21 protein-coding genes are annotated in these 22,382 nt (G+C 48.7%); 9 read left to right on the forward strand and 12 right to left on the reverse strand.

The genetic code is table 11. From position 1 onward, the window contains the following. Window positions 1-19: 19 nt before the first annotated feature. The 5 genes from RDU59_03480 to nth all read right to left on the reverse strand — a co-directional run bounded on the left by RDU59_03480 (window position 20) and on the right by nth (window position 3,694). Window positions 20-559 carry a hypothetical protein gene (locus tag RDU59_03480; GenBank protein ID MDQ7837536.1) on the reverse strand — a complete coding sequence of 180 codons (540 nt, stop codon included), beginning with the start codon at window positions 557-559 and terminating at the stop codon, window positions 20-22. 412 nt (window positions 560-971) lie between these two features. Further along, window positions 972-1,232: a hypothetical protein gene (locus RDU59_03485; protein MDQ7837537.1), complete on the reverse strand. Its 261-nt coding sequence runs from the start codon at window positions 1,230-1,232 to the stop codon at window positions 972-974. A gap of 3 nt (window positions 1,233-1,235) precedes the next feature. Beyond that, window positions 1,236-1,505 carry an AbrB/MazE/SpoVT family DNA-binding domain-containing protein gene (locus RDU59_03490; protein ID MDQ7837538.1) on the reverse strand — a complete coding sequence of 90 codons (270 nt, stop codon included), beginning with the start codon at window positions 1,503-1,505 and terminating at the stop codon, window positions 1,236-1,238. 181 nt (window positions 1,506-1,686) lie between these two features. After that, a complete protein-coding gene (rlmD, locus tag RDU59_03495; protein ID MDQ7837539.1) occupies window positions 1,687-2,976 on the reverse strand; it encodes a 23S rRNA (uracil(1939)-C(5))-methyltransferase RlmD in 1,290 nt (429 codons plus the stop codon). Between the two features lie 34 nt (window positions 2,977-3,010). Further along, window positions 3,011-3,694, reverse strand: a complete 684-nt coding sequence (nth, locus tag RDU59_03500; protein ID MDQ7837540.1) for an endonuclease III — start codon at window positions 3,692-3,694, stop codon at window positions 3,011-3,013. A 494-nt stretch (window positions 3,695-4,188) separates the two neighbouring features. Between nth and RDU59_03505 the strand changes: the two genes are divergently transcribed. Further along, window positions 4,189-4,557, forward strand: coding sequence for a response regulator (locus tag RDU59_03505; protein ID MDQ7837541.1), 369 nt, complete (start codon window positions 4,189-4,191; stop codon window positions 4,555-4,557). Window positions 4,558-4,573: 16 nt separating this feature from the next. Here RDU59_03505 and lptG read toward each other — a convergent pair whose 3' ends face one another. Further along, window positions 4,574-5,653, reverse strand: a complete 1,080-nt coding sequence (gene lptG / locus RDU59_03510) for an LPS export ABC transporter permease LptG (GenBank protein ID MDQ7837542.1) — start codon at window positions 5,651-5,653, stop codon at window positions 4,574-4,576. Between the two features lie 45 nt (window positions 5,654-5,698). Then, complete coding sequence (gene lptF, locus RDU59_03515; GenBank protein ID MDQ7837543.1) at window positions 5,699-6,898, reverse strand: LPS export ABC transporter permease LptF; 1,200 nt, start codon at window positions 6,896-6,898, stop codon at window positions 5,699-5,701. A gap of 284 nt (window positions 6,899-7,182) precedes the next feature. Between lptF and RDU59_03520 the strand changes: the two genes are divergently transcribed. Both RDU59_03520 and RDU59_03525 read left to right on the forward strand, forming a co-directional pair. Then, window positions 7,183-8,229 carry a deoxyguanosinetriphosphate triphosphohydrolase gene (locus RDU59_03520; GenBank protein MDQ7837544.1) on the forward strand — a complete coding sequence of 349 codons (1,047 nt, stop codon included), beginning with the start codon at window positions 7,183-7,185 and terminating at the stop codon, window positions 8,227-8,229. Between the two features lie 414 nt (window positions 8,230-8,643). Continuing rightward, window positions 8,644-11,322 carry a valine--tRNA ligase gene (locus RDU59_03525; protein ID MDQ7837545.1) on the forward strand — a complete coding sequence of 893 codons (2,679 nt, stop codon included), beginning with the start codon at window positions 8,644-8,646 and terminating at the stop codon, window positions 11,320-11,322. A gap of 207 nt (window positions 11,323-11,529) precedes the next feature. Here RDU59_03525 and RDU59_03530 read toward each other — a convergent pair whose 3' ends face one another. Next, entirely contained in the window at window positions 11,530-12,435 is a 906-nt protein-coding gene (locus RDU59_03530; GenBank protein ID MDQ7837546.1) for a selenium metabolism-associated LysR family transcriptional regulator, read from the reverse strand. Between the two features lie 297 nt (window positions 12,436-12,732). Here RDU59_03530 and RDU59_03535 point away from each other — a divergent pair, with 297 nt between their 5' ends. The 6 genes from RDU59_03535 to RDU59_03560 all read left to right on the forward strand — a co-directional run bounded on the left by RDU59_03535 (window position 12,733) and on the right by RDU59_03560 (window position 18,498). Next, window positions 12,733-13,515 carry a substrate-binding domain-containing protein gene (locus RDU59_03535; GenBank protein MDQ7837547.1) on the forward strand — a complete coding sequence of 261 codons (783 nt, stop codon included), beginning with the start codon at window positions 12,733-12,735 and terminating at the stop codon, window positions 13,513-13,515. Between the two features lie 84 nt (window positions 13,516-13,599). Beyond that, on the forward strand, window positions 13,600-14,424 hold the full coding sequence (locus tag RDU59_03540; GenBank protein MDQ7837548.1) for a substrate-binding domain-containing protein: 825 nt from the start codon (window positions 13,600-13,602) through the stop codon (window positions 14,422-14,424). Window positions 14,425-14,506: 82 nt separating this feature from the next. Continuing rightward, on the forward strand, window positions 14,507-15,325 hold the full coding sequence (locus tag RDU59_03545) for a substrate-binding domain-containing protein (protein ID MDQ7837549.1): 819 nt from the start codon (window positions 14,507-14,509) through the stop codon (window positions 15,323-15,325). A gap of 15 nt (window positions 15,326-15,340) precedes the next feature. Then, window positions 15,341-16,831: a TMF family protein gene (locus RDU59_03550; GenBank protein ID MDQ7837550.1), complete on the forward strand. Its 1,491-nt coding sequence runs from the start codon at window positions 15,341-15,343 to the stop codon at window positions 16,829-16,831. A gap of 269 nt (window positions 16,832-17,100) precedes the next feature. Next, window positions 17,101-17,802 carry an ABC transporter permease gene (locus tag RDU59_03555; GenBank protein MDQ7837551.1) on the forward strand — a complete coding sequence of 234 codons (702 nt, stop codon included), beginning with the start codon at window positions 17,101-17,103 and terminating at the stop codon, window positions 17,800-17,802. Next, window positions 17,803-18,498, forward strand: a complete 696-nt coding sequence (locus tag RDU59_03560; GenBank protein ID MDQ7837552.1) for an ABC transporter ATP-binding protein — start codon at window positions 17,803-17,805, stop codon at window positions 18,496-18,498. On the opposite strand, the gene RDU59_03565 is transcribed toward RDU59_03560, so the two are convergent. The 4 genes from RDU59_03565 to cobT form a co-directional block, all read right to left on the reverse strand. Beyond that, window positions 18,495-18,965: an N-acetyltransferase gene (locus RDU59_03565; protein ID MDQ7837553.1), complete on the reverse strand. Its 471-nt coding sequence runs from the start codon at window positions 18,963-18,965 to the stop codon at window positions 18,495-18,497. The genes RDU59_03560 and RDU59_03565 overlap by 4 nt on opposite strands. Beyond that, a complete protein-coding gene (locus tag RDU59_03570; GenBank protein MDQ7837554.1) occupies window positions 18,962-20,455 on the reverse strand; it encodes a cobyric acid synthase in 1,494 nt (497 codons plus the stop codon). The genes RDU59_03565 and RDU59_03570 overlap by 4 nt, the downstream gene beginning before the upstream one ends. Before the next feature lie 123 nt (window positions 20,456-20,578). Next, window positions 20,579-21,316, reverse strand: a complete 738-nt coding sequence (cobS, locus tag RDU59_03575) for an adenosylcobinamide-GDP ribazoletransferase (protein MDQ7837555.1) — start codon at window positions 21,314-21,316, stop codon at window positions 20,579-20,581. Next, a complete protein-coding gene (gene cobT / locus RDU59_03580; GenBank protein ID MDQ7837556.1) occupies window positions 21,309-22,382 on the reverse strand; it encodes a nicotinate-nucleotide--dimethylbenzimidazole phosphoribosyltransferase in 1,074 nt (357 codons plus the stop codon). Before cobT ends, cobS begins: the two co-directional genes overlap by 8 nt.

Below are 22,382 nucleotides of genomic sequence, written 5' to 3' on the forward strand. Positions count from 1 at the left end.
CTCTTCATTTCTGCCATACTCAAGCAACTCTGTCCATAGATGTCAGTATAGCCCACAATACCTTCAAAGCATGACTTTGAGAGTTTTGATAGTCACTTGTTTTTAGAAGGTTAATTTGTTTTTTTAGTAATTCTCTTGTCTTTATATCTTGCCCTAATTTTTCAAAAGACCAAGCTGCATATCTATATGGAAGGATATTGCCAGGGTCTTGAGAAATTGCTTCAAAACATAGCTTGATAGCCTCATCATAAAGCCCTGCTTCATAAAGTTCATATGCTCTATCTGCTTTAGAGTTTGCTTGAAGTTTCCATGCCTCTGATGTCGTTTTTTTGTGTTTTGCTTCGGCCTCTCTCAACGAATATTCCATCTCAATTCGTGCATCTCCAATTGCAAATTCTATAGACTCTCTTTGTTCTTCAAGCATTCTTTCCTGTTCTCTTAGCGAGTCTTCTAACGCTTCTGTTTGTTCTTTGTTTGTTTGCTCAAGTTTTTCTTTTATAGAGCATGTAGGACAAGACCAGCCATTATAAATGGTTCCACATGTATAGCATTTAGCCATAATATTTCCCCCTTCTTTTTAATTACTGCTGGCTATGAGCGCATAACGGGCTGGCGGGTTGGCGATGCGCCCCGAAGGGACATTTCAGCGAAGCCGCTAAACCATGAGACAGGCGGCGTCGCGAGCGACTCTCCTACCTTTTCGAAGCCTGTCACGGTTGGTTGGAGAGGCTGAGCTGCCGCCAAACTGCCAGCCCGATAGGCGGGACCGACAGGGCTTTTCACTAACCTTCCTAAGCCTGACCCCGATTATTACTCCCCTCCCTACCGGGAAGCATCCCGAAGCCTGCCGAGCAAGCGGAGCGAGCGATGTCCTGCCTATCGTTTGCAGGCCAAAAGAAATGCGAAGCATTTGTTGAGTAGCCTTTTGCTTTTGGCCTGTTGTTATCTGCTGCTGCTGGCTGCACTCCTTATTATGGGTTTTTGAGTACCTCATCATGGTCTCCAACGACACGTAGCAATATCGACTCGCCATCATATTGCCAAGTCATGCGAATCGCCATATTGATGCTGCATTCAAAAATGTTGTCGGTGCCCTGAACCTTCTTTGTTCTTAATGACGGGTAATGAGGATTCTTGCTCATTAAATCTAGTTTCTTGTGCAGGGTCTTCTGTTCATCTTTAGAAAGCTGTCTATAGGATTTCTTAAACCTCTCTGTAAAAATGAGTTCCATCGCTTATAAATCCAGCTTTTCTATTAGTTCTTTCACGTCTTTGGCCTTTTGCACCCTGCCGTGTTTGATATCATCATCAGCTTCCCTCTCCATTTCCTGCCATTTCTTAGACCAAAACCAGGATTGTGATCTATCAATAACAAGAACGGGTTTGATGATGATCTTGTCGTCCTCTATAATGATGTCCAGATTATCGCCTTCCTGCAACTTCATTTTCTTTACGACTTCGCTAGGCAACGTTACCTGCGATCGGCGTCTCAGTTGTGTGATCATAGTACCATCTCCTGATCTGAATTTCCTACATTCGTATTATATCATAATTCAAATTTTAGTCAACCGCTTCTGACGTTTGCTTCTTAAGCACCACGTGGCTGTCGCGTTGCCGTGTCTCCTCGAAGCCCAAACGTTCCAGTGCTTTCGGTGGACCGAGCCCACCCTACTTGGCTTGAACGCTTTAACACACAAACAGGCTGAGACTCTCAATGTGGTACGTCTGTGGGAACATATCGAGGGGTTGAGAACGGACCAGGTCAAAGCCTTCTGCCCGCAGATGGTTTATGTCACGGGCCAGTGTGGCCGGGTCACAGGAGATATAGAGGATTCTGGAAGGCCTCAGGAAGGGGAGCTTCTTTATTATGTCCCGGCATCCCTGGCGGGGTGGGTCAAGCAGGATCAGGTCGAAGCATTGTTTCTTCCTTATAAGCATATCAATACCTGCTGCGACCTCTTCCTGCAAGAAGGTAATATTATCGAGCCTGTTTACGGTCTTATTAAAGATGGCGTTTTTTACACTTAAAGGATGCGCTTCTATCCCGGTTACCTCTTTAGCTTTTCCGGCCAGGGGCAGGGTAAAATTACCCATGCCGCAAAAGAGGTCCAGCGCCTTATGATCTGATGAAACGCCTGCCCACTCCTTGACTTTGGTGATGAGGATATCATTTTGCGATGTATTTACCTGTGCGAATACGCCCGGGAAGAGAAAGTAGGTAAGGCCGTCTCCTTCCTGCACGAAAAGCTTAAGGCTGTCTTCCCTGCTGAAGTCCATCTGTGCCGGAAGACCGCCGGGCCCCTGAATTACGCATCTTTTAACATCGGGTATCCGGCCGGATTGAAGCCGTATAGCATTCTCATCGGCCTGAGAAAGCGGCCTGGCGGTGTGCAGGATGAGGACTCCCAGGACTTCTTCAGGGCTGACCATAATTTCAATTCCGGCCAGCTTTTGCAAAGAGGATAAGGGGAGGGCATCTTTTATGTCCTTTATTATCCGGTTGATCAGGGAATGAGCAATCTTGCAGTCTTCTATCTCCACGATTTCATATGAATGCGCAGCGAAAAAGCCGATCCGGCCTTCTTTGACATGCAGGCGCACGCGGTTCCGGTAACCAAAGGCTACCGGTGAGGGAAGGATAGGCAGGATTTTTTCGCCGGCAACGTGCGCTATACGGGCCAGGGTTTCCCGGAAGATATCTTCTTTAAAAGAGAGCTGGTCCTGATAGGCGATATGCTGCCACTGGCAGCCCCCGCAGCGGCCAAAGTGAGGGCAGGGGGCCGGAATGCGCCCGGGTGAGGGAGCGAGAATCCTGAGGATCAGCCCCTTATCGTAGCGCTTTTTGCTTTCTTCGATGCGGGCCTCAATTATTTCCCCCGGGAGCGTAAGGGGGATGAACACTACCTTGCCGTCTATGCGGCCTAGTCCGCTTCCTCCGTAAACCAGACGTTCTATGGTGACAGTTTTGATCGGCATTATGGATCAGAATTCAAAATACAGCCTTCGGCTCTCAGTTTTGAGCTTCTCCCTGGCCGGCGTCCAGGCTGGACGGGCAAAGACGCCGCACCACGCAACGTTTGCATCCCGGGGCCCGGGCCTTGCATATCTTGCGCCCGTGGTCAATGAGGATGTAGGAAAGATCGAACCAGTATTTTCCGGGGATAATGGCCATCAGATCTTTTTCGATCTTATCCGGGTCATTTTCTGTAGTAAATCCCAGTCGATAAGCCAGCCGTCGGACATGGGTATCCACGGCTATGCCTTCCACGATGCCAAAGGCATTGGAAAGGACGATGTTGGCCGTTTTCCGGGCCACGCCGGGTAAGGTAATAAGTTCGTCCATGGTCTGTGGAATCCTGCCGCCGAACTTCTCCAATATCAGCTCACAGCAGGCCTTTATGTTCCTGGCCTTATTCCGGAAAAAGCCGGCGCTCTTGATGGCCTCCTCAAGCCCCGGTAAGGAGGCCCGGGCATAGGACTCAACAGTAGGATATTTTTTAAACAGAGAAACCGTGACCTTATTTACCTGTTCGTCAGTACACTGGGCCGAAAGTATGGTGGCCACCAGGAGCTCCAGGGGATTACGGTAAGAAAGGGCTATTTTCGCATCAGGATATTCTTTGCGGAGTATCTCAAAGATATGCAATATCTCCGGCGCAGACAATCTATCTGCTCGTTTGGGTAGATCATCCACAGATTTTCCTCCTGCTTAATTAGTTCCCATCCGAAAATCCAAAAATTCCGGATGGGGGCAATCGGCACTCAGCTATCGGCATGAAGCCGGTCCACCGTTCACTGTTGACCGTTTACCGAAAGAAAATATCGGACAACGGTTAACGGATAACGGATAACAAACATGCTGATGGCTGAAAGCGTGAATCCGGAAACGGTAGTTTCCGGATGAACACTAATTATTATTTTAATGGCTCTAAGGGAAAAAACAAGCCGGTTTCTCATTCCCGAAGGCATCCGGCCGCCTGATAGATAAAAAGCTGTTTACTTTTACCTCAATATAAAATATAAATTTTAGTAACACGTTAGGTGTTGGAAACCGTCCTACATTCAGAAAAGGCTATTAATCTGGAACTCAGGAAATCAGGAAAAGATAGGCCCTCTTTATTTGGGTTTGCACTTTCCTGAGTTCCTGATTTGGTATATTTTTTTACACTTTTTACGAGATCATCAAAAATGGCTAAGGTTTTAATCGTCGATGATGAAGAAAACATAAGGTACCTGTATTCAGAAGAATTAAAGGCCGACGGATACGAGGTGATTACGACCGACAGCGGATACAAGCTTCTAGAGCGCATAGAAAAAGAACGTCCTGATATTATATTGCTCGATATCAAGATGGCCGACTATGATGGATTAGACTTGCTCCAGGATATACGAAATAAATATTACAACCTGCCGGTCATACTCTGTACTGCCTACGACAGTTATAAAAGTGATGTAAAAACTATCGCGGCAGATTCTTATGTGATTAAGTCTTTTGACCTTACGGAACTGAAAAAAAAGATTACCCAGGCCCTGGAAAGCGCGGTCCCTCAGACGTAAGGGCCTAAATTATCCCCTATTGCCACACCGCCCGCCATCCGGACGCGCCGAGCGCGCCGAACAGCATCAGCGGAAACCAGGCAGCGACAAATGGCGGAAGCAGTCCTGCCTTCCCCATGGTCAGGCTAAAATTCCAGGTTATCCAGACCACAAACACCAGAAACATGCCCAGGCTTATGCCCAGTGCGATGCTCGATTTTAGTCTCCTCCAGAGCAAGGCTGGTATGCCGAGGAGAAGCAGAATCGGGCCTAGTGCCGGGTACGCAAGCCTCGCCTGTAAATCTACCCGGTAAGGGGTCGTATCCTGCCCCTGGTGTTTCAGCTTCTGAATATAAACCGAGAGCTCTTCGAAGCTCATTTCGTCTGCTTTTTGGGTCATCTCCCTGAAATCTGCCGGACGTTCAGCCAAGTTAATAAGTTGCTCATCAAAAGGGATTATTTTATAAGATCTATCGCTCTCCAGGGTCTTCAGCCGGCCTTCCTTGAAAAGCCAGCTATGATTGGTCCACTTGGCTGCGCGGGCATAGATAATTTTTTTCGGGTAAAAGTCCTGGTCAAAAACGAAAATTTCTATATCCTGCAGGAGCTTCCGGTCCGGGCTAAAGTGGCCGATGGAATATATGGCGTTCTCCCCTTTAAACCAGAACTTATCTTTTCCAAGTAACCCCTTGGGCTGCTTTTTCTTAACCTGTACATCCCATATAAAATTAGTCTTCACCATAGTCAAAGGGACAACACCTTCCTTTATCTGAAAAAGCAGAACGCTCAAAAGGAATGCGGCCCAGAAGATCGGTTTGGTCGTCTGTAAGAGATTTCTCCCTATAGATTTCATGGCCAGCATCTCATTGCCGCGAATAAGCAGGCTGATAGTCAAAACCCCGGCCATGAGAATTGCTACCGGCTCCATCTGGGTTATGATCAGGGGAATCTTATACACAAAATACGTTAGCATAGCGGAGGCCGGCAGATTGACCTCCAGGAAGTTGTCTATCTTTTCAAAGAAATCGACCAGAAGATAGATGAAGACAAAGATACCGAGTACCAGAAGAAAAAGGCGTATAAACTCCTTGAGTATATAACGATTTAGTACGTACATTTAAGTATCCGGCCTTGAGCCTTCAGCCTTGAGCTTTGAGCTTCCTTATTTATCTCCGCGCCCTTTGCGGCTAATGGCGGCGGTGTCCTTCGATCTTTCCAGGCGTTCGGATAGACTTTGCAATATTTCCATGAACCAGATGGGACGTTCCCCGTTGGTCTTCACCGTGAGGTAAACGGCCAGGAGAGCAAATATGATATTAGGCACCCACATGCCGATAGCAGGATAGACCACCCCTGTTTCCCCAAGCCCCTTGGCCAGGGCCAACATCAAATAATAAAGGAGGAAGACTGTAAGGCCGATGGATATGCCAAATGAAGTGCCGGCAAATCTCGATTGGGCCCCCAGAGCGGCTCCCACCAGTCCCAAGATAATACAGGCTACGGGCAAGGCCATCTTCCGGTGTAATTCCATGAGCAACGAATAATATTCCGGGGAGGAGAGCGGGGCTTCCTTTAGCCTGTCCCGTATCTCACCCAGAGACATCTCACTTTTACCCTTTTCCACTATCTCACTATGGCCTGTAGATTGGGGGCCCAGGGTCAGGGCATATTTCTCGAAGTGGATGGTCTGGGCCGATCGCCAATCCCTCCCAACACGGTGAATGCTGCCGTCCCGCAGATAAAGAACCAGGACCAGGCGTTCCGGACGGGGGACAATCCATCCTTCCCTGGCCACAATGGCGTTGCCGGCCTCCGGCCTTCGCACATCGCTTATATAAACGCCGTCCAGCCGGCCATTTTCCCTGGAAATATTTCGGACATATATAACGATATCCTTGAAGGCATTACTGAATTCACCCTCCCGCACCCCTAAATCGGCCCGGATCTGCATTACCCTGAAAAGAAGGGTCTTCAGGGCATAATTCCCCCAGGGTTGCGCATAAATCGCGGTAAATAACGTAAGCAGATAGGCCGCAATGGATACCAGAATAGCCGGAGGCAGCAATTGATAAAAGCTTATCCCGGACGCCTTGATGGCCAATATCTCCCGATCCTTGGCCATCCTGGTGTAGGTGAGCAGGGTCCCCAGGAGCGTAGCCATAGGAAGGGCAAACAGGAGAAGGTGCGGAAGCACAAATACCACTATCTGCAGGATACTCCCGAAAGACAGACCCCGGGTCAGCAGGAGTTCGGCCATAGGGGCCATCTTTCCTAAAAGCAGGATGGAGGTAAGAACAAACAGGGAGGTAAAAAAAGTAGGCAGGATCTCTTTCAGCAGGTAGGAAAATAGTATCTTGTTCATCTCATTATTCTGAGCGATTAGCTGTCAGCATGTTTGTTATCCGTTATCCGTTAACCGTTGTCCGACATTTTCTTTCGGTAAACGGTCAACAGTGAACGGTGGACCGGCTGAAGGCTGAGACCTGAATGCCAGCCCATTTGACATTCATTTGAACTTTTTTACGAAAGATAGGACTAATATCCCTAACATCTCATTTTTGTGAGATTGACACCCCGTTCAAAAAATGATAGGAGAGCGTGAGGGTAGCTAGAAGGGCATCATACCAGAAAGGAAGAAAAAAGCAATTGTCCGAATCTATACGGCAGAAACTTGAAGAACAGGAGAGAAAAAACCTTTCTCCATATGCCGCCCTCAGCGCCCAAAGCCGCGGACGTCAGATACCGGAAAAGGAATGTCCGGTGCGCACGGCCTTTCAACGGGACCGGGATCGTATTCTCCACTGTAAATCCTTCCGTCGTCTAAAACACAAGACCCAGGTTTTCCTTTCCCCCACCGGCGACCATTATCGCACCAGACTGACCCACGCCCTCGAGGTGGCCCAGATAGCCCGTACCATAGCCCGGGCCCTGAGACTGAACGAGGACTTAACCGAGGCTATTGCCCTGGGACATGACCTCGGCCACACTCCATTTGGACATGCCGGAGAAGCGGTGCTGAATGCCATATATCACGGGGGATTCGCCCATTATGAACAAAGTTTACGGGTTGTGGACATACTGGAAAATAACGGCCGCGGGTTGAACCTAACCTATGAGGTCAGGGAGGGAATTCTAAAACACTCCAAGGGACGGGGGCAGATTCTACCGGAAAATACTGAAGAACTGAGTTCGGACCTGGAAGGACAGATTGTGCGTATAGCGGATATCATTGCCTATATAAGTCATGATATAGACGATGCTATTCGTGGTAATGTAATCTCCATCAAGGACATACCGGATTCCTGCGTCAAAGCCTTAGGTAAAAGCCATTCCAAACGCATTGGGACCATGGTACTGGACTTGATAGATTCTACCATCCAGGCCGGCGGCCAGAAATTGGTTATCAGGCCTGCTACAATGGAGGTTATGCTGGAATTGCGGGAATTTCTTTATCAAAATGTCTATGAATCTGAGATAGTTCATAAGGAATTTATCAAGGCCAAAAAAATCCTGGAAGAACTCTATTACTACCTATTGGAAAAGGAAAATGTCTTTGACAAAGAAGCTAAGGTATATCCACCCGATACTCCCAGGGAAAGGATGGCCTGTGACTTCATTGCCGGTATGACCGATCGTTACGCCCTCAACCTGTATGAAAGCATCTTTATCCCCAAGCCCTGGATGATCTATTAAAGCCTTGACACCTGGAAATGCCCTGTGTTAACTAGTTTTCGTCCGGAAACCAAAAAATTCCGGACGAGCTATCAGCACTCAGCTATCAGCGTTCAGCTTAATGTATTGTTTGTCATAGGTTTTTGCTGACAGCTAATCGCTGATCGCTGAAAGCGTGAAGCCGGAAACAGTAGTTTCCGGATGAGCACTAACTAAAATCGTTACATTTACCGGACGCCAATTTTTGTCGATGTCCGCAGTAAGTTCGAAATTTAAAAAGTAAAATCTACCGCAGAGGTCGCCGAGAACGCCGAGATAACATATTAAATAAGTTAAAATTTTTCTCTGCGTGCTCTGCGGTGAAAAACTTTTTTTATGAATTAATCGAATCTGCGTTCATCTGCGTCCCGGACATCTGGAAGGAAAACTGATTGTATGGCTGAAGCGATATCTACGACAGAAGAAATATTACCGAAGGCCTACGAACCGCACGAGGTGGAAAAGAGGTGGTACTCTTTCTGGGAACAGGAAGGGCTCTTCGTGGCGAAAGTAACGGACGAGAAGCGGCCTTATTCCATAGTCATCCCTCCCCCGAACATCACCGGTTCCCTGCACATGGGCCATGCCCTTAATAATATCCTGCAGGATATATTAATACGTTATAAAAGGATGGCCGGCTGCAATACTCTCTGGGTGCCGGGGACCGATCATGCGGGCATAGCCACACAAAACGTGGTGGAAAGGCAACTGGCGGCCGACGGGCTGGACCGGCATACCGTCGGTCGGGAGAGATTCATCGAGCGTGTCTGGCGGTGGAAAGAGGAATCCGGCGGGCAAATCATCAACCAACTCAAGAGACTGGGGTGCGCCTGTGACTGGAGCCGGCAGCGATTTACCATGGACGAGGGGCTGTCCCGCGCGGTGAGGGAGGTATTCGTCCGGTTATATCGCGAAGGACTTATCTATAGAGGCGATTACATTATCAATTGGTGCCCGCGCTGCCACACGGCCCTGGCCGACCTCGAAGTAGAACATGAGAATCATAAAGGGAGCCTCTATCATATCCGTTATCCCTACGCCGACGGGTCCGGCTATGTAGTAGTGGCTACGACCCGACCGGAGACCATGCTCGGCGACACGGCGGTAGCTGTAAGCCCTGAGGACGAAAGATATAAGAATGTAATCGGGAGAAATCTTATCCTACCCCTTTTAAAAAGGGCCATACCGGTTATCTCTGATTCTTATGTCGATCCTTCCTTTGGCACCGGGGCCCTGAAAGTAACACCGGCCCACGACCCCAACGACTTTGAAATCGGCCTGCGTCACAAATTACCTGCGGTTAAGGTCATGGATGAGACCGGGCACATGAACGATGAGGCCGGTTCATACCGGGGGCTGGACCGCTATGAGTGCCGTAAAAAGGTGGTGGCGGATCTCGAGGCCGAAGGACTCCTGGAAAAAGTTGAACCCCTGGAACATGCCGTGGGGCACTGCTATCGCTGCAAGACGGTAGTCGAGCCTACCCTTTCCAAACAGTGGTTTGTCTCTGTAAAGCCGCTGGCCGAAAGGGCCATCGCTGCGGTTGAGACCGGCCAAACCCGCATAATACCCAAGATGTGGGAAAATACCTATTTTGACTGGATGCATAACATCCGTGACTGGTGCATATCCCGACAGATCTGGTGGGGGCACCGCATCCCCGCCTGGTTCTGTGATGACTGCGGCGAGACCATTGTCGATACCGCGGCGCCGCTGAGCTGCCCAAAATGTGCAGGCAAAAATATCCGGCAGGAAGAAGACGTCCTCGATACCTGGTTCAGTTCGGCCTTATGGCCGTTTTCCACCCTGGGCTGGCCGGAGGAGACCAGAGAGCTGAAGCTGTTCTATCCCACATCCGTGCTCATCACCGGTTTCGACATCCTCTTTTTCTGGGTGGCCCGCATGCTGATGATGGGCCTCCATTTTATGGGTGAAGTTCCCTTTAAGGATGTTTACATACATGCCCTGGTGCGCGACGCTGAGGGCCAGAAGATGAGCAAATCCAAGGGTAATGTCATTGACCCGCTCATCGTTATGGATAAGTATGGGACGGACGCCTTTCGCTTCACCATGGCGGCATTTGCTGCGCAGGGACGGGATATCCGCCTCTCTGAACAGCGCATCGAGGGTTACCGCCATTTTATTAATAAGGTCTGGAATGCCGCACGGTTCGTACTGATGAACGCGGATGGATGCCGGACGGTAGAGATTACCCGGCCCGCCTCCCGTCTTTCGCTGGAAAACCGGTGGATATTAAGCCGCATGAAAAGGGTGATAGACACAGTAAGGGAAGGTCTGGATGACTATCGTTTTAATGATGCAGCCCAGGCCCTCTACCAGTTTTTCTGGCGCGAGTACTGTGACTGGTACCTGGAAATGATTAAACCCACTCTTTATCTTACCGAAGACCAGGAGGCACACAATGCCACACAGCAGGTCATGCTCTCGGTGCTGAGCGCCAGCCTGCGCCTGCTCCATCCTTCCATCCCTTTTGTTACCGAGGAATTATGGCATTATCTGCCGGGAAGCGCCGGAAGCATCATGGAGGCCTCCTTTCCAGAGAGCAAGGATTATCCGGAGGATCTGGAGAGTGAAGGGCAGATGGACTTGCTTATGGATGTGATAACCGGGATACGCAACCTGCGCAGCGAGATGAATGTCCATCCGGCTCAAAAGGTAAACATAATCGTCCTCAGCGGAAGCGGGCCGGCACGTGAGCTTATTTTCAGACATGGGATTTTCCTGAAGAACCTGGCTAAGGTAGAAGGTCTTGAGATACGCGCTGATGGTGAGCGGCCTAAGGGGGCGGTGTCCTGTATAACCGATCAGGTCGAGACCTATCTGCTCCTCGAAGGAGTAATCGATATCTCCGCAGAAACCGCAAAACTGCAGAAAGAGGCAGGCAAACTCCAGACCGAGCTGAAACGGATACAGAACAAGCTGGCTAACCGGGACTTCCTGGAACGCGCCCCGGCCGGGATAATCGACAAGGAAAAAGGCAAAGTGCAGGAATTTGTCGCCCGTCTGGAGAAAATAGATGCCAATCTGAAACGGCTGGAGGAAATACGAACATAGGCTTTATACGGAGTTTTCAATACACGTTTTTTTATCACCCCTCCGGGAAAGGCGACCATCACAAATTGCTACCCCAATAATTTCTTTTGAACATGCATAGCGAGCGCATTCCCCGCTGCTTGCAGCGGGGTTAGCGAGCGAATACGATGCATTTTACCTTGCATACGGAGATTCCCTGCAGCTTGCTGCGGGGAGCTTCAATCACAATCAAAATGGCATAAAAAATCTATATTCTTTTATAAAATTCCAGAAAGTCTTTCCAACTGTTGTTGAAGGCTCTTTTTCTATGCCGGCGAGATAAAACCTTCTCTTTATTTTCCTGCCTGATATGTCCAGCAGCTTAATAGAGCTATCCTTTATTGTCTTAAAAACAGACCATTTTGAGACAAAGGATATGCCCATCCCCGACTGAACCATCTGTACTATTAGCTCGGTATTGCCAAGTGTCATTAGTACCTTTATTTCCTTTGGATTTATCTTCAAGTTGTGCAGAAAATCATCTATGAATTCCCTCATATCCGAACCTGCCTCAGGCATGATAAATGGTTGGGATGTTAAATCTTGAGGCTTCAGAGACTTTTTCTTTGTCAATGGATTATCTTCGGATGTAATGATTACTATCTCATCCCGGGCAATCTCCTTTAAAAAGACACCCGAATTTCTTATTTTCCTCTCAACAATTCCTATATCAATTTTCCTCTCGTGAAGGTCATGTATTATCCTTTCCGTATCCGATACTGATAATTCTATTTGTACTTCCGGATAGTTCTTAGAGAAATTGTAAAATACCTGCGGCAGTAGATATGTTGCAGCAGTCATGCTTGCTCCAATATATAACGTGCCTTTAGTCTTTTGGACCATAGTATAAATGTCATTTTCCAGTCTTCGATACTGTTCAAGAATCTGTTTCGCATGTTCATAAAAAACCTTCCCGGCAGGTGTTGGTATTATAGCCTTGCCCTTTCTGTTTAAGAGTCTTATCCCGAGTTCGCCTTCAAGATTTTTTATCAGGTGGCTCATGGCAGACTGGGTCATGAACTTGGCCTCTGCCGCCTTTGAGAAGCTATTCAATTCAACAACAAGACAGAATGCCTTTAACCTGTGGTCTTCCATGGGCGTTATTGTAAGTAGTCAAAGAGAAGGAGTCAATATAAGATATTATGAACATATTTCATTGTATTGATGAAAAAAATAAATTGGACTTATAACGTATCAAAATCTATCTTTACGGCACCGTCTAGACTTTGATCAATTCGTAAAAAAGCCTTTTCACCGCTGAGCACGCAGAGTGCGCAGAGAAAAACTGTAAACTATTCAATATGTTATCTCAGCGTTCTCGGCGATCTCTGCGGTAAAATTTTACTTTTTACGAGTTCATCAAACTTTGACTCTTTAAGGGGGGTATCAGACATGGCTAAAGAAAAGACAGAACTTATTATAGCATCAACGACAAGTATTCAAAATTCCGGGCTGTTCGCCATCCTGATCCCTGCCTATGAAAAATCGGCAAAATATGATGTCAAAGTAGAAGTTATTGCTGTGGGCACTGGAAAAGCCATGAAAATAGCAAAGAAGGGCGAGGCCGATATGCTCTTCGTACACGATCCCTTTCGGGAGGAAAAATTTGTCGGAGGGGGGTATGGCGTTAACAGAAGACCCGTGATGCATAATGATTTTATTATCGCCGGTCCATCCGGCGACCCGGCAAAGATCAAGGGATTAAAAACCGCTGTCGAGGCATTTGAAGAAATTGCAGAGAAGGGGTTGCCTTTCGTATCAAGGGGCGACGATTCAGGTACAAATATCAAAGAACTGGACGTCTGGGATGATGCCGGGATAAATCCGAAGGGAAAGGGCTGGTATTTTGAGGCAGGCGCCAAAATGGGGGACACATTAATGATAGCTGACCAAAAGCGGGCCTATACGCTCACCGATCTGGGGACCTTCTTGAATTACGAAACAAAAATTAAATTAAAGGCCCTCTTTAAAGGCGACCCTGTTTTAAAAAATCTCTATAGCGTGATTGCGGTAAACCCTGACAGGTTCTCGAATATAAGGTACAGAGAGGCCATGGATTTTATCGCCTTTGTAACCTCACCGGATGGACAACGTCTGATAGCGCAATATAAAAAACACGGGGTTAATCTATTCTATCCGGATGCGGCGCCATCGGTGATGAACGAAAAGAGATAACATGGCCTTGATCACACAAAAACCGGTGTCACGTTTAAAGGAGGAAACATGACGTTCAAGAAATTTTTCTTTTTTATGATTTTTATGCTCTCTCTCAACTTGTCATCAGTTGCCTTTTCCGGAGAAAAATGTACCGCAGTTTATGGAAGTGGACCAAATTCTTTTTCTCTTGCTACGGGCAGCCCCGGAGAGCTTGGGCTTTTGCGGGTTCTTGCGGAATCCTTCAGTAAAGAGGTGGATACGGCCCTCTGCTGGGTAAAAGCAGGTACAGGGGATTCTTTAAAACTCTTAAAGGAAAAGGCCGTCGATATGATTATGGTACATGCCCCGGATGCTGAAAAGAAAGCAGTGGCAGAAGGCTGGGCTGCGAAAAGGACACTGATTGGTTCTAATGAGTTTTATATTGTCGGTCCGCCGAATGACCCCGCTAATATTAATAAGGCCAAATGTGCTGTTGAGGCATATAGCCGGATTGCAAATGCGAAAACCAAATTTTTTTCGCGGGGAGATAATTCAGGCACACATAAAAAAGAGATGGCTGTCTGGAAGAAGGCAGGGATCGTGCCTTCGGGAGACTGGTATGTCATTACAAAAGACTTCATGACTGCAACCTTGAAAAGAGCAGATGCAGAAAGAGGATACTTCATGACGGACAGCAGCACCTGGGTGGCGGAGAAAAAGAATGTGCCCAATCTGAAAATACTCTTTAGAGGCGATAAATTTCTTGTGAACACCTATCATGCCCTTTGCCGGCCGGACGGTGTAACGGATGGCGCACCATTGGCATCCAGATTCATCGATTTTGTCGCCTCTGACGAAGGACAAAAAATTATTAGAGAATATGGAAAAGAGCAATACGGAGAAGGGCTTTACAATGATGCCGCTTATGCACATCAATACGATGATTAGGAGCATATCCTGCAGGCCAGAAAATTGTCTCTGCAACCCTTAGAGACTTCTTATTTTTAAATCCCGAGCAAGGAGGAAAAGGATGAGGACCTTCAGATTTTTCTTGGCGCTAATAATGCTGGTAATGATTTCTGCGGTGAATGTATCTGCTGAAACAAGGATACGTTGTGCATCGACAACAAGCACACAGAATTCGGGATTATTTGATTACATCCTGCCAATGTTTGAGAAGAAAACAGGCATAAAAATTGATGTTGTGGCTGTCGGCACAGGCGCTGCCATTGAAATAGGCAAAAGGGGGGATGCCGACGTAGTTTTTGTCCATGCAAAGGAACAGGAGTTAAGGGCGGTTGAAGAGGGATATTTTGTGAATCGCCATGACGTCATGTATAACGATTTCGTCATCATCGGTCCTCAAAATGATCCCACAAAGATAAAAGGCATAAAATCAGCTTCAGAAGCATTCCGTAAGATTGCAGAAAGTGTCCATCCGTTTGTATCAAGAGGAGATAAATCAGGAACGCATACCAAGGAACTTGCGATATGGGAAAAAACAGGCATAGGCCCGAAAGGACAGAAGTGGTATCTCGAAGTGGGCCAGGGAATGGAAAAGACACAGAGGATTGCGAATGAAAAACGGGCCTATACGCTCACTGATAGAGGCACATGGCTTGCCACAAAGGAAAAGGACAAACTCGAAATGGTCATAGTTCTCGAAGGCGATCCTGTATTATTCAACCAATATGGCGTCATGGCAGTGAATCCTGAAAAACACAAGCATGTCAAATATAGGGAGGCGATGGAGTTTATAAACTGGCTTATATCAGGGGATGGGCAGCAGGCTATTGCCTCATTTAAAGATAACCATGTCAATCAGCTTTTCATCCCAAACGCAAAATAATAAGAGAAAAATTATATGAAAAAATTAAGTGTTCTTGTGGCGCTCTTTGTTTTTTCGCTTTCAGTGTGGGCGCTGCCTGCTATGGCAGCAGAGTCAAATGCAGAGATAGAACAACTTAAAGGAGAAGTGCAGAAACTCCTCAAAAGAATAGAGGAGATGGAAAAGAGGCAGGCCGAGACCCAGGCCAAGACTGCCGAGGTAGAAAAAAAATCGGCGGAAACCGAGAAGAAGATGTTGCAGGCGGGGTATGACAAGGGTTTTTATATTAAGACCCCGGATGGAAATTTTCTATTGAAGACCAATGTATTCGTCCAGTTTCGTCACACCTTTCTCGACTTCGACAGAGAGATCAACGCCAACAATGAGAACTGGAACAACTTTTTCCTAAGACGTGCGAGGGTCTTTTTCACCGGCAATGCGCCCAATAAAGACTGGACATATTTCTCCCATATCCAGTTAGAACCACAGAGCGCCGTCAACCTGCACGACGCATATGTGACATGGAAGAAATATCCTTACGCTCAAATACAGTTCGGACGCGCCAAGCTCCCTTATGGTCTTCACTTCTGGCAGTCTGCGAGTTTACTGAATGGTGTGGAGCGCAGTATTTTTTCCGGTGAGACAGATGCGGATGGGAAGGATGATACGAGGAAATGGCCCGGTGGAAATGCCAATTTCCAGGTCAGTACTGAAGATAGCGTTACAAAGTTTCCTCTCGGCGGGTTTAACCTCTTCAGATCTCAAGGAGTTCACCTGCAAGGGGATGTTGATTTATTCGGGCAGAACGGATTCTTACAATATTGGTCCGGTGCTTATAACGGCAGAAATTCAAAGGCGTCTCCTAATCTCGATTCCAATCCACTATGGGTGGGCAGAATCTCCATAAATCCATTTGGGAAATATAATCTTCTCCAGCAGGGAGACATAGATTACAGCATTACCCCTAAGGTCTGCTTCCTTATCTCAGGTTTCTACAATACAGACCGGCTAAACCAGATTCGTAGCTCAACAGATGGAACTGCGAGCACAGTGCCTTACTATGATGTCATAGGTTCCGGTTACAACCTGGCTGCCCTGTTAAGATATAAAGGATTTTCTTTTGATGCCGAGTACGGCTATGATCGGCTAAAACAGGAGAGAACCGCTGGAGATACATGGGATAGATTTGCATATAGATTTGATGCGGGTTATTTCGTCATACCGAAGAAATTTGAAGTGGTGGCGAGGTATGCGTATGTCGAAAGACTTGAAGATAATACAGTAGCCAAATCTTTTGCCTCAGGCCTCGGACTTGTCAGCGTTAATGGCGGCACGAACAATGCCATTGAGGATAACCTTCAGGAATATACGGTTGGGCTAAACTACTATCTTTACGGACACAACCTGAAGCTTTCTGTAGATTACAGTTATCTGATGAGAGGATTAACCCCGACCTCTACCGCAACGGTTCCGGTTGAGGATCAGCATGACAATAGATTCAGGACCATGGCGCAGTTTTACTTCTAACCGACGGACGCAATAAAAACCATTTATAAAAATTTATTTCTATTCTATACTTGGTGAACCCGTAAAAAGTCCAAAATATCACGCAAAGCCGCCGAGGACGCAAAAAGAATAAAATTTGGAACTCAGGAACTCATGAAAAAATCTTTTACTCCTGATTTCTTGATTTCCAGGTTTTCATTTTTCTTTGCGGTCTTTGCGCTTTTTCGTGAGAAATTGATCTGTTCCGGGTTCATCATACTTTACTCTTATAAATTTTACTTGTCTCTGTTATGGATTCGATCATAGAGGGATTCATAAAGGCATTTTCCCTTATATGGGATCTCGATCGAGAGCTCCTGGATATTATTTTCCTATCGCTGAAGGTCTCCGGCACGGCCCTGTTGATAGCAACTGCTACCGGTCTTTTCACCGGCGCCCTGGTAGGATTTAAACGCTTTCCGGGAAAGGATTTCATCCTCGGCCTTTTGAATACCTTCATGGGACTTCCCCCGGTGGCGGTCGGGCTTTTCCTGTATCTTCTGCTGTCAAGAAGCGGACCGCTTGGATTCATGGGATTACTTTATACCCCGTCAGCAATGGTGACAGCCCAGAGCATCCTCGCTTTTCCCATTGTGGCCTCTCTTTGCCACTCGGCTATTGTAAGTGTAGATCCTATTATCAGACAGGCCTCCCGGGCACTCGGGGCCACGCCTTTTCAGATAACACTCACTGTAATCAATGAGGCCCGCTATGGGATAATGTCCGGGATAACTGCCGCCTTCGGAAGGGTAATGGCAGAGGTGGGCGCGATACTCATTGTGGGCGGAAATATCGCAGGCTATACCAGGGTTATGACGACGACCATAGCGCTTGAGACGGATAAGGGAAATTTTGAGCTGGCCCTGGCCCTGGGGATGATACTTCTAACCATCTCATTAATTATAAACATGGCCCTCTATTTAATTCAAAAAAAGGGAATGGTGGCGAGGTAAATGAGTACGTCCCGGCGGGCCTTCGACCTGAGATTAACGGCCGACCATATCTGCAAAAGCTATAACAGGGAGCCTGTCCTTGGAGACTGCTCCTTTCCCTTTGATAAGAGCGGTACTTATGTGCTGATGGGCCCTAACGGCAGCGGCAAGTCAACGTTTTTAAGGATATGTGCCCTTCTTGAAGAACCGGATGCGGGCGAGATAATGTATTTCTCAGGAGCGGATGCCTTGAAGAAAGACATTGAACTAAGGCGCCGGACAACCCTTTTGTTGCCGAGGGTCGGGGTATTTAACGCCACGGTGTTTAAGAACGTGGCTTATGGGTTGCGGATAAGGGGGATAAAAGGGCCGGAAATAAAGGAGAAGGTGGATGAGGCCCTGGAATTTGTCGGCCTGATTCATAAAAGAAACCAGAATGCACGGCTTCTTTCCAGTGGAGAGACACAAAGGCTTGGTATTGCCAGGTCCATGGTTATTGAGCCTGAGGTATTTTTCCTCGATGAACCAACGGCATCCGTTGATCAAAAAAATACAGATATCATAGAGAATATAATTTTGAAGATGAAAGAAAGGGGCAAATCCATTGTGGTTATAACCACCCATGATTTAGCGCAGGCAAACAGGCTCGCAGATTGGCTGCTCTTGCTTAAAGATGGTGGGATTGTTCCCTCTCAAAGATGCGCCGGGGCATATTAGAGTTCCATGCGCAGGGCCTTCTGTCCGGCCGGGTAGCGCCAGGGGGCCTCGCCGATAACGCAAAATCCGCATGTTTCAAAGAAGGAGCGACCGGCCCGGTTGGTTTCCGCCACGGACAGCCTAATCTTCATAGGGTTGCCGCCTTCGGTTGAGTCTTCGTTAAACTGCCTTGCAAACCTTATCAGTTCACTCCCGATCCCATGCCGCCGATACTCCTTTGAGACGGCAATAGCCATGATCTCCAGCACAGTCTCTTTGTCCTGCTCATCCCGCATAATGGCTAACATAATAAAACCGCAGCGGACCTTACTGTCGGTCTCCTTTTCATAGACGAAGGTATAAGTACCTGGGGTGAGGAACCACTTGGCAATGGATAAGTCATAGTGGCCATACTGGGAAAAAGAATCTCTGGATAAGGGAAGTATAAAAGGAAAGTCGGTTAACTCCGCTTCTCTAACCAGGGTCATAGCAATCTCAGTATCCGTTCCAGGTCACAATTTTCCCGCACTACCTTGGCCAGTTTATCCAGTTGTTCCTGGCGGAAGAGATGGTATGAAAAGCCGGACGTATAAGGGGGAAGTCCCTTTTGCCGTCGCAGCCAGTTGATAAAACTGCGCCGCGCCTGGTCGCTGTCGAAGACGCCGTGGATGTAAGTTCCCATGACCGGGCTATGGCCTGACATGACTGCTAACGCGGTCTCCGGGGTGTCAACCAGCGGCAGGATGCGGCCTTTTATTCTTGTCCGGCCCATGTGTATCTCATAGCCGAAGATGCTTGTACCGGCGGGAAAGACAGGCGAAGAAACCGTCTGGTGGCAGACCTGCCGCAAGACCTTCCCGCGCTCGATGGTGGTCTCTACCGGCAGAAGCCCCAGTCCCTCTGTCTCCTTGATATCGCTTTCTGTCCCATAAGGATCAAACAGCTTTTCTCCCAACATCTGATAGCCGCCGCAGATGCCGACAATGGCCGTGCCTCTGGCGCAGGCCTCCTTTATGCGCGCATCCCAGCCATGCTGCCGAAGATGTACGGCGTCGGCCATGGTGGCCTTGCTGCCGGGCAGGATCAGGCAGTCACAGAGGTCAATCTCGGCCGGACTGCGCAGGAACTGCAGGGAGACATCCGGTTCCAGCGTTAAGGGGGTAAAATCCGTGAAATTGGAGATGCGCGGGGGCACAACTACACCGATCACTACCTTTTCCGTATCGACTTCGAGTTTTCTGACCTGCGGCGGTATGGCATCTTCTTCATCCACCCAGATATCGCGAAAATAAGGGAAAACGCCCAAAACCGGTAAGTTGATGCCCTTTTCAAACATCTCTATCCCCGGCTCCAGGAGTGCCCGGTCACCGCGAAATTTATTGATGAGGAACCCCTTGACCAGGGGTTTATACTCCTCCTGGATAAGGTCATAGGTGCCCTTCATCCAGGCAAAGACCCCGCCCCGGTCAATGTCGCCGACAATGAGTACCCCGGCCCCGGCATATTGCGCCATCTGCATATTGACCAGATCGCGGTCCTGCAAGTTAATCTCCGCCGGGCTTCCCGCCCCTTCGATCACTATCACCTCATACTCCCGGGACAGCTCGTCATAAGTTTTTTTTACTATTTCACGGTGTCTCTTATAGCGGCGGTAATAATCCTGGGCATTGCGATTGCCATCCGGCCGGCCCAGAAGGATGACCTGCGAGCAGTTATCGGCTGAGGGTTTAAGGAGGATGGGGTTCATGCGCACGTCCGGCTGAAGGCCGCAGGCCTCGGCCTGATAGACCTGGGCCCGGCCCATCTCCAGGCCATCGGCCGTGACATAGGAATTAAGGGCCATATTCTGGGCCTTGAAAGGGGCAACATTAATGCCCATTTCCTTAAGTATCCGGCCAAAGGCGGCGACGAGAACGCTCTTTCCCACGCCGGAGCCTGTCCCCTGGATCATCAATGCTTTGGCACGGTCTTTTTTCATTCTTAAAATGATGATGAACTCGTAAAAAATAAAATTTTACCGCAGAGATCGCTGAGATAACATATTGAATAGTTTATAGTTTTTCTATGCGCACTTTGCGTGCTCTGCGGTGAAACATCTTTTTTACGAATTGATCAAAAATACCCCGGTTAAAAAAAGTGCGGTCTCTACCAGTTCACTGAGCGCGCCCAGCATGTCTCCGGTTATGCCGCCGATCTTCTTTTTATAAAAGGCCAGGACAGCGGCAGTCATTAGCAGGAATATGCCGTTCATCCACAAGAAGGTTTTTAGCCCCACTAGGAGGGGGAGTCCCATAAGCGGCGCTACCAGGAGGAACCTAGTAACCCCCTCTTTGCTGACAAAGTCCCTTCCGGTTCCCCCTTCCTTTCGGGCATAAGGGAGGAAATATGTCCCGAAAAGCATCGCCGCCCGGCCGTATGCCGCGGGTAAGACGAGGCAGGCCCAGGAGGCCCCCCCGCCGCGGGGAAGGTTGGCCAAGGCCGCCCATTTCAGGCCCAGAATAAAGAACAGGGCCATAGCCCCCATGGCCCCGATGTCGCTGGCCTTCATAATGCGCAGGGCATCTTCCCGCGAGCGATGGGAAAAGAGGCCGTCTGCCGTATCGGCCAGGCCGTCCAGGTGAATGCCTCCGGTAATAGCCGCTAGAAAGAGAACAGAGAAAAGAGAGGTTATCTGAACCGGGAAGAGGCGGAGCAGGATATAATCGAAGAGAAAAATAAGGCCGCCGATCAGAAGACCAACGACCGGGAACCACGGCAGCGTCCCGGCTCCTATCTGTCCTTGGGTCCGGGGCGCAGGGAGGACGGTTAAAAAGGTAAGGGCCGCAAAGAAATTACCCATTATTCCCCTTACTGACTTCGGCCTGTCTAAAGGTGTGCACCTCATTAAAGACCCGGCAGGCGGCCTCGATAATGTGCATGGCCAGGGCCGCTCCCGTCCCTTCCCCGAGACGCAGATCGAGATTTACGATAGGCGCAAGACCAAGGTGGGCCAACATGTGCTTATGTCCTTGCTCCACAGAACAGTGTCCGGCAAAGGCATATTGAGAGACAAGGGGGCAGAGCGTATGGGCAATCAGCGCGCCGGCCGTGGAGATAAGGCCGTCGATAACCACCGGTTTCTTATGATAGGCCGCCGCCAGCACTATTCCTGCAATGCCGCCTATCTCAAACCCGCCGACCTTGGAAAGGACGTCTATCCCGTCTGCCGGGTCAGGATGGTTTACAGAGATAGCCGCCCTGATAATCTCACACTTTTTTTGAAAAGATGCATCAGATATGCCCGTACCGCGGCCGGTCATATCCTCTACGGACTGCCCCGTAATAACGGCGCCAATGGCGCTGGATGAAGTGGTGTTCCCGATTCCCATATCGCCGGTGCCCAGGAGCGTTATTCCCCCGGCAAACATGGCCGCGGCCAGATCAAAACCGGCCAGGACAGCCTCTTCCGCCTGCTCCCGGCTCATGGCCGGACCGCTTGTAAAATCATTCGTCCCCGCCGCGATCCTTTTCTTTATAAAACGATTTTCTCCCTGGATAGCGTCCGGTAAATCCGGGACGATACCCATATCAGCCACTACCACCTCGGCGGGGAACTGGCGGGCCATGGCGTTTATACCGGCGCCGCCCCGGACAAAATTTTTGACCATCTCCCCGGTAACTTCCTGGGGAAAGGCGCTTACGCCGTGTTTGACTACTCCGTGGTCACCGGCCATAACCAAAAAGCCTTTTTTTTTGACGGAAGGATTGAGGCTGCGCATTATGCCGCACAGCCGTTCGCCTATCTCGTGCAATCTCCCCAGGGCACGGGGCGGCATGCACAGTTCAGCGGTGTGATCTCTGGCCTTCTCCAGCGCATCCAGGTCGATCGGCTCGATTTTTGCGATAATGTCATTAAGGCGTGTCAT

The organism is Thermodesulfobacteriota bacterium (genome assembly GCA_031082315.1).
In the GTDB taxonomy this organism is placed as follows: Bacteria; Desulfobacterota; QYQD01; order QYQD01; family QYQD01; genus QYQD01.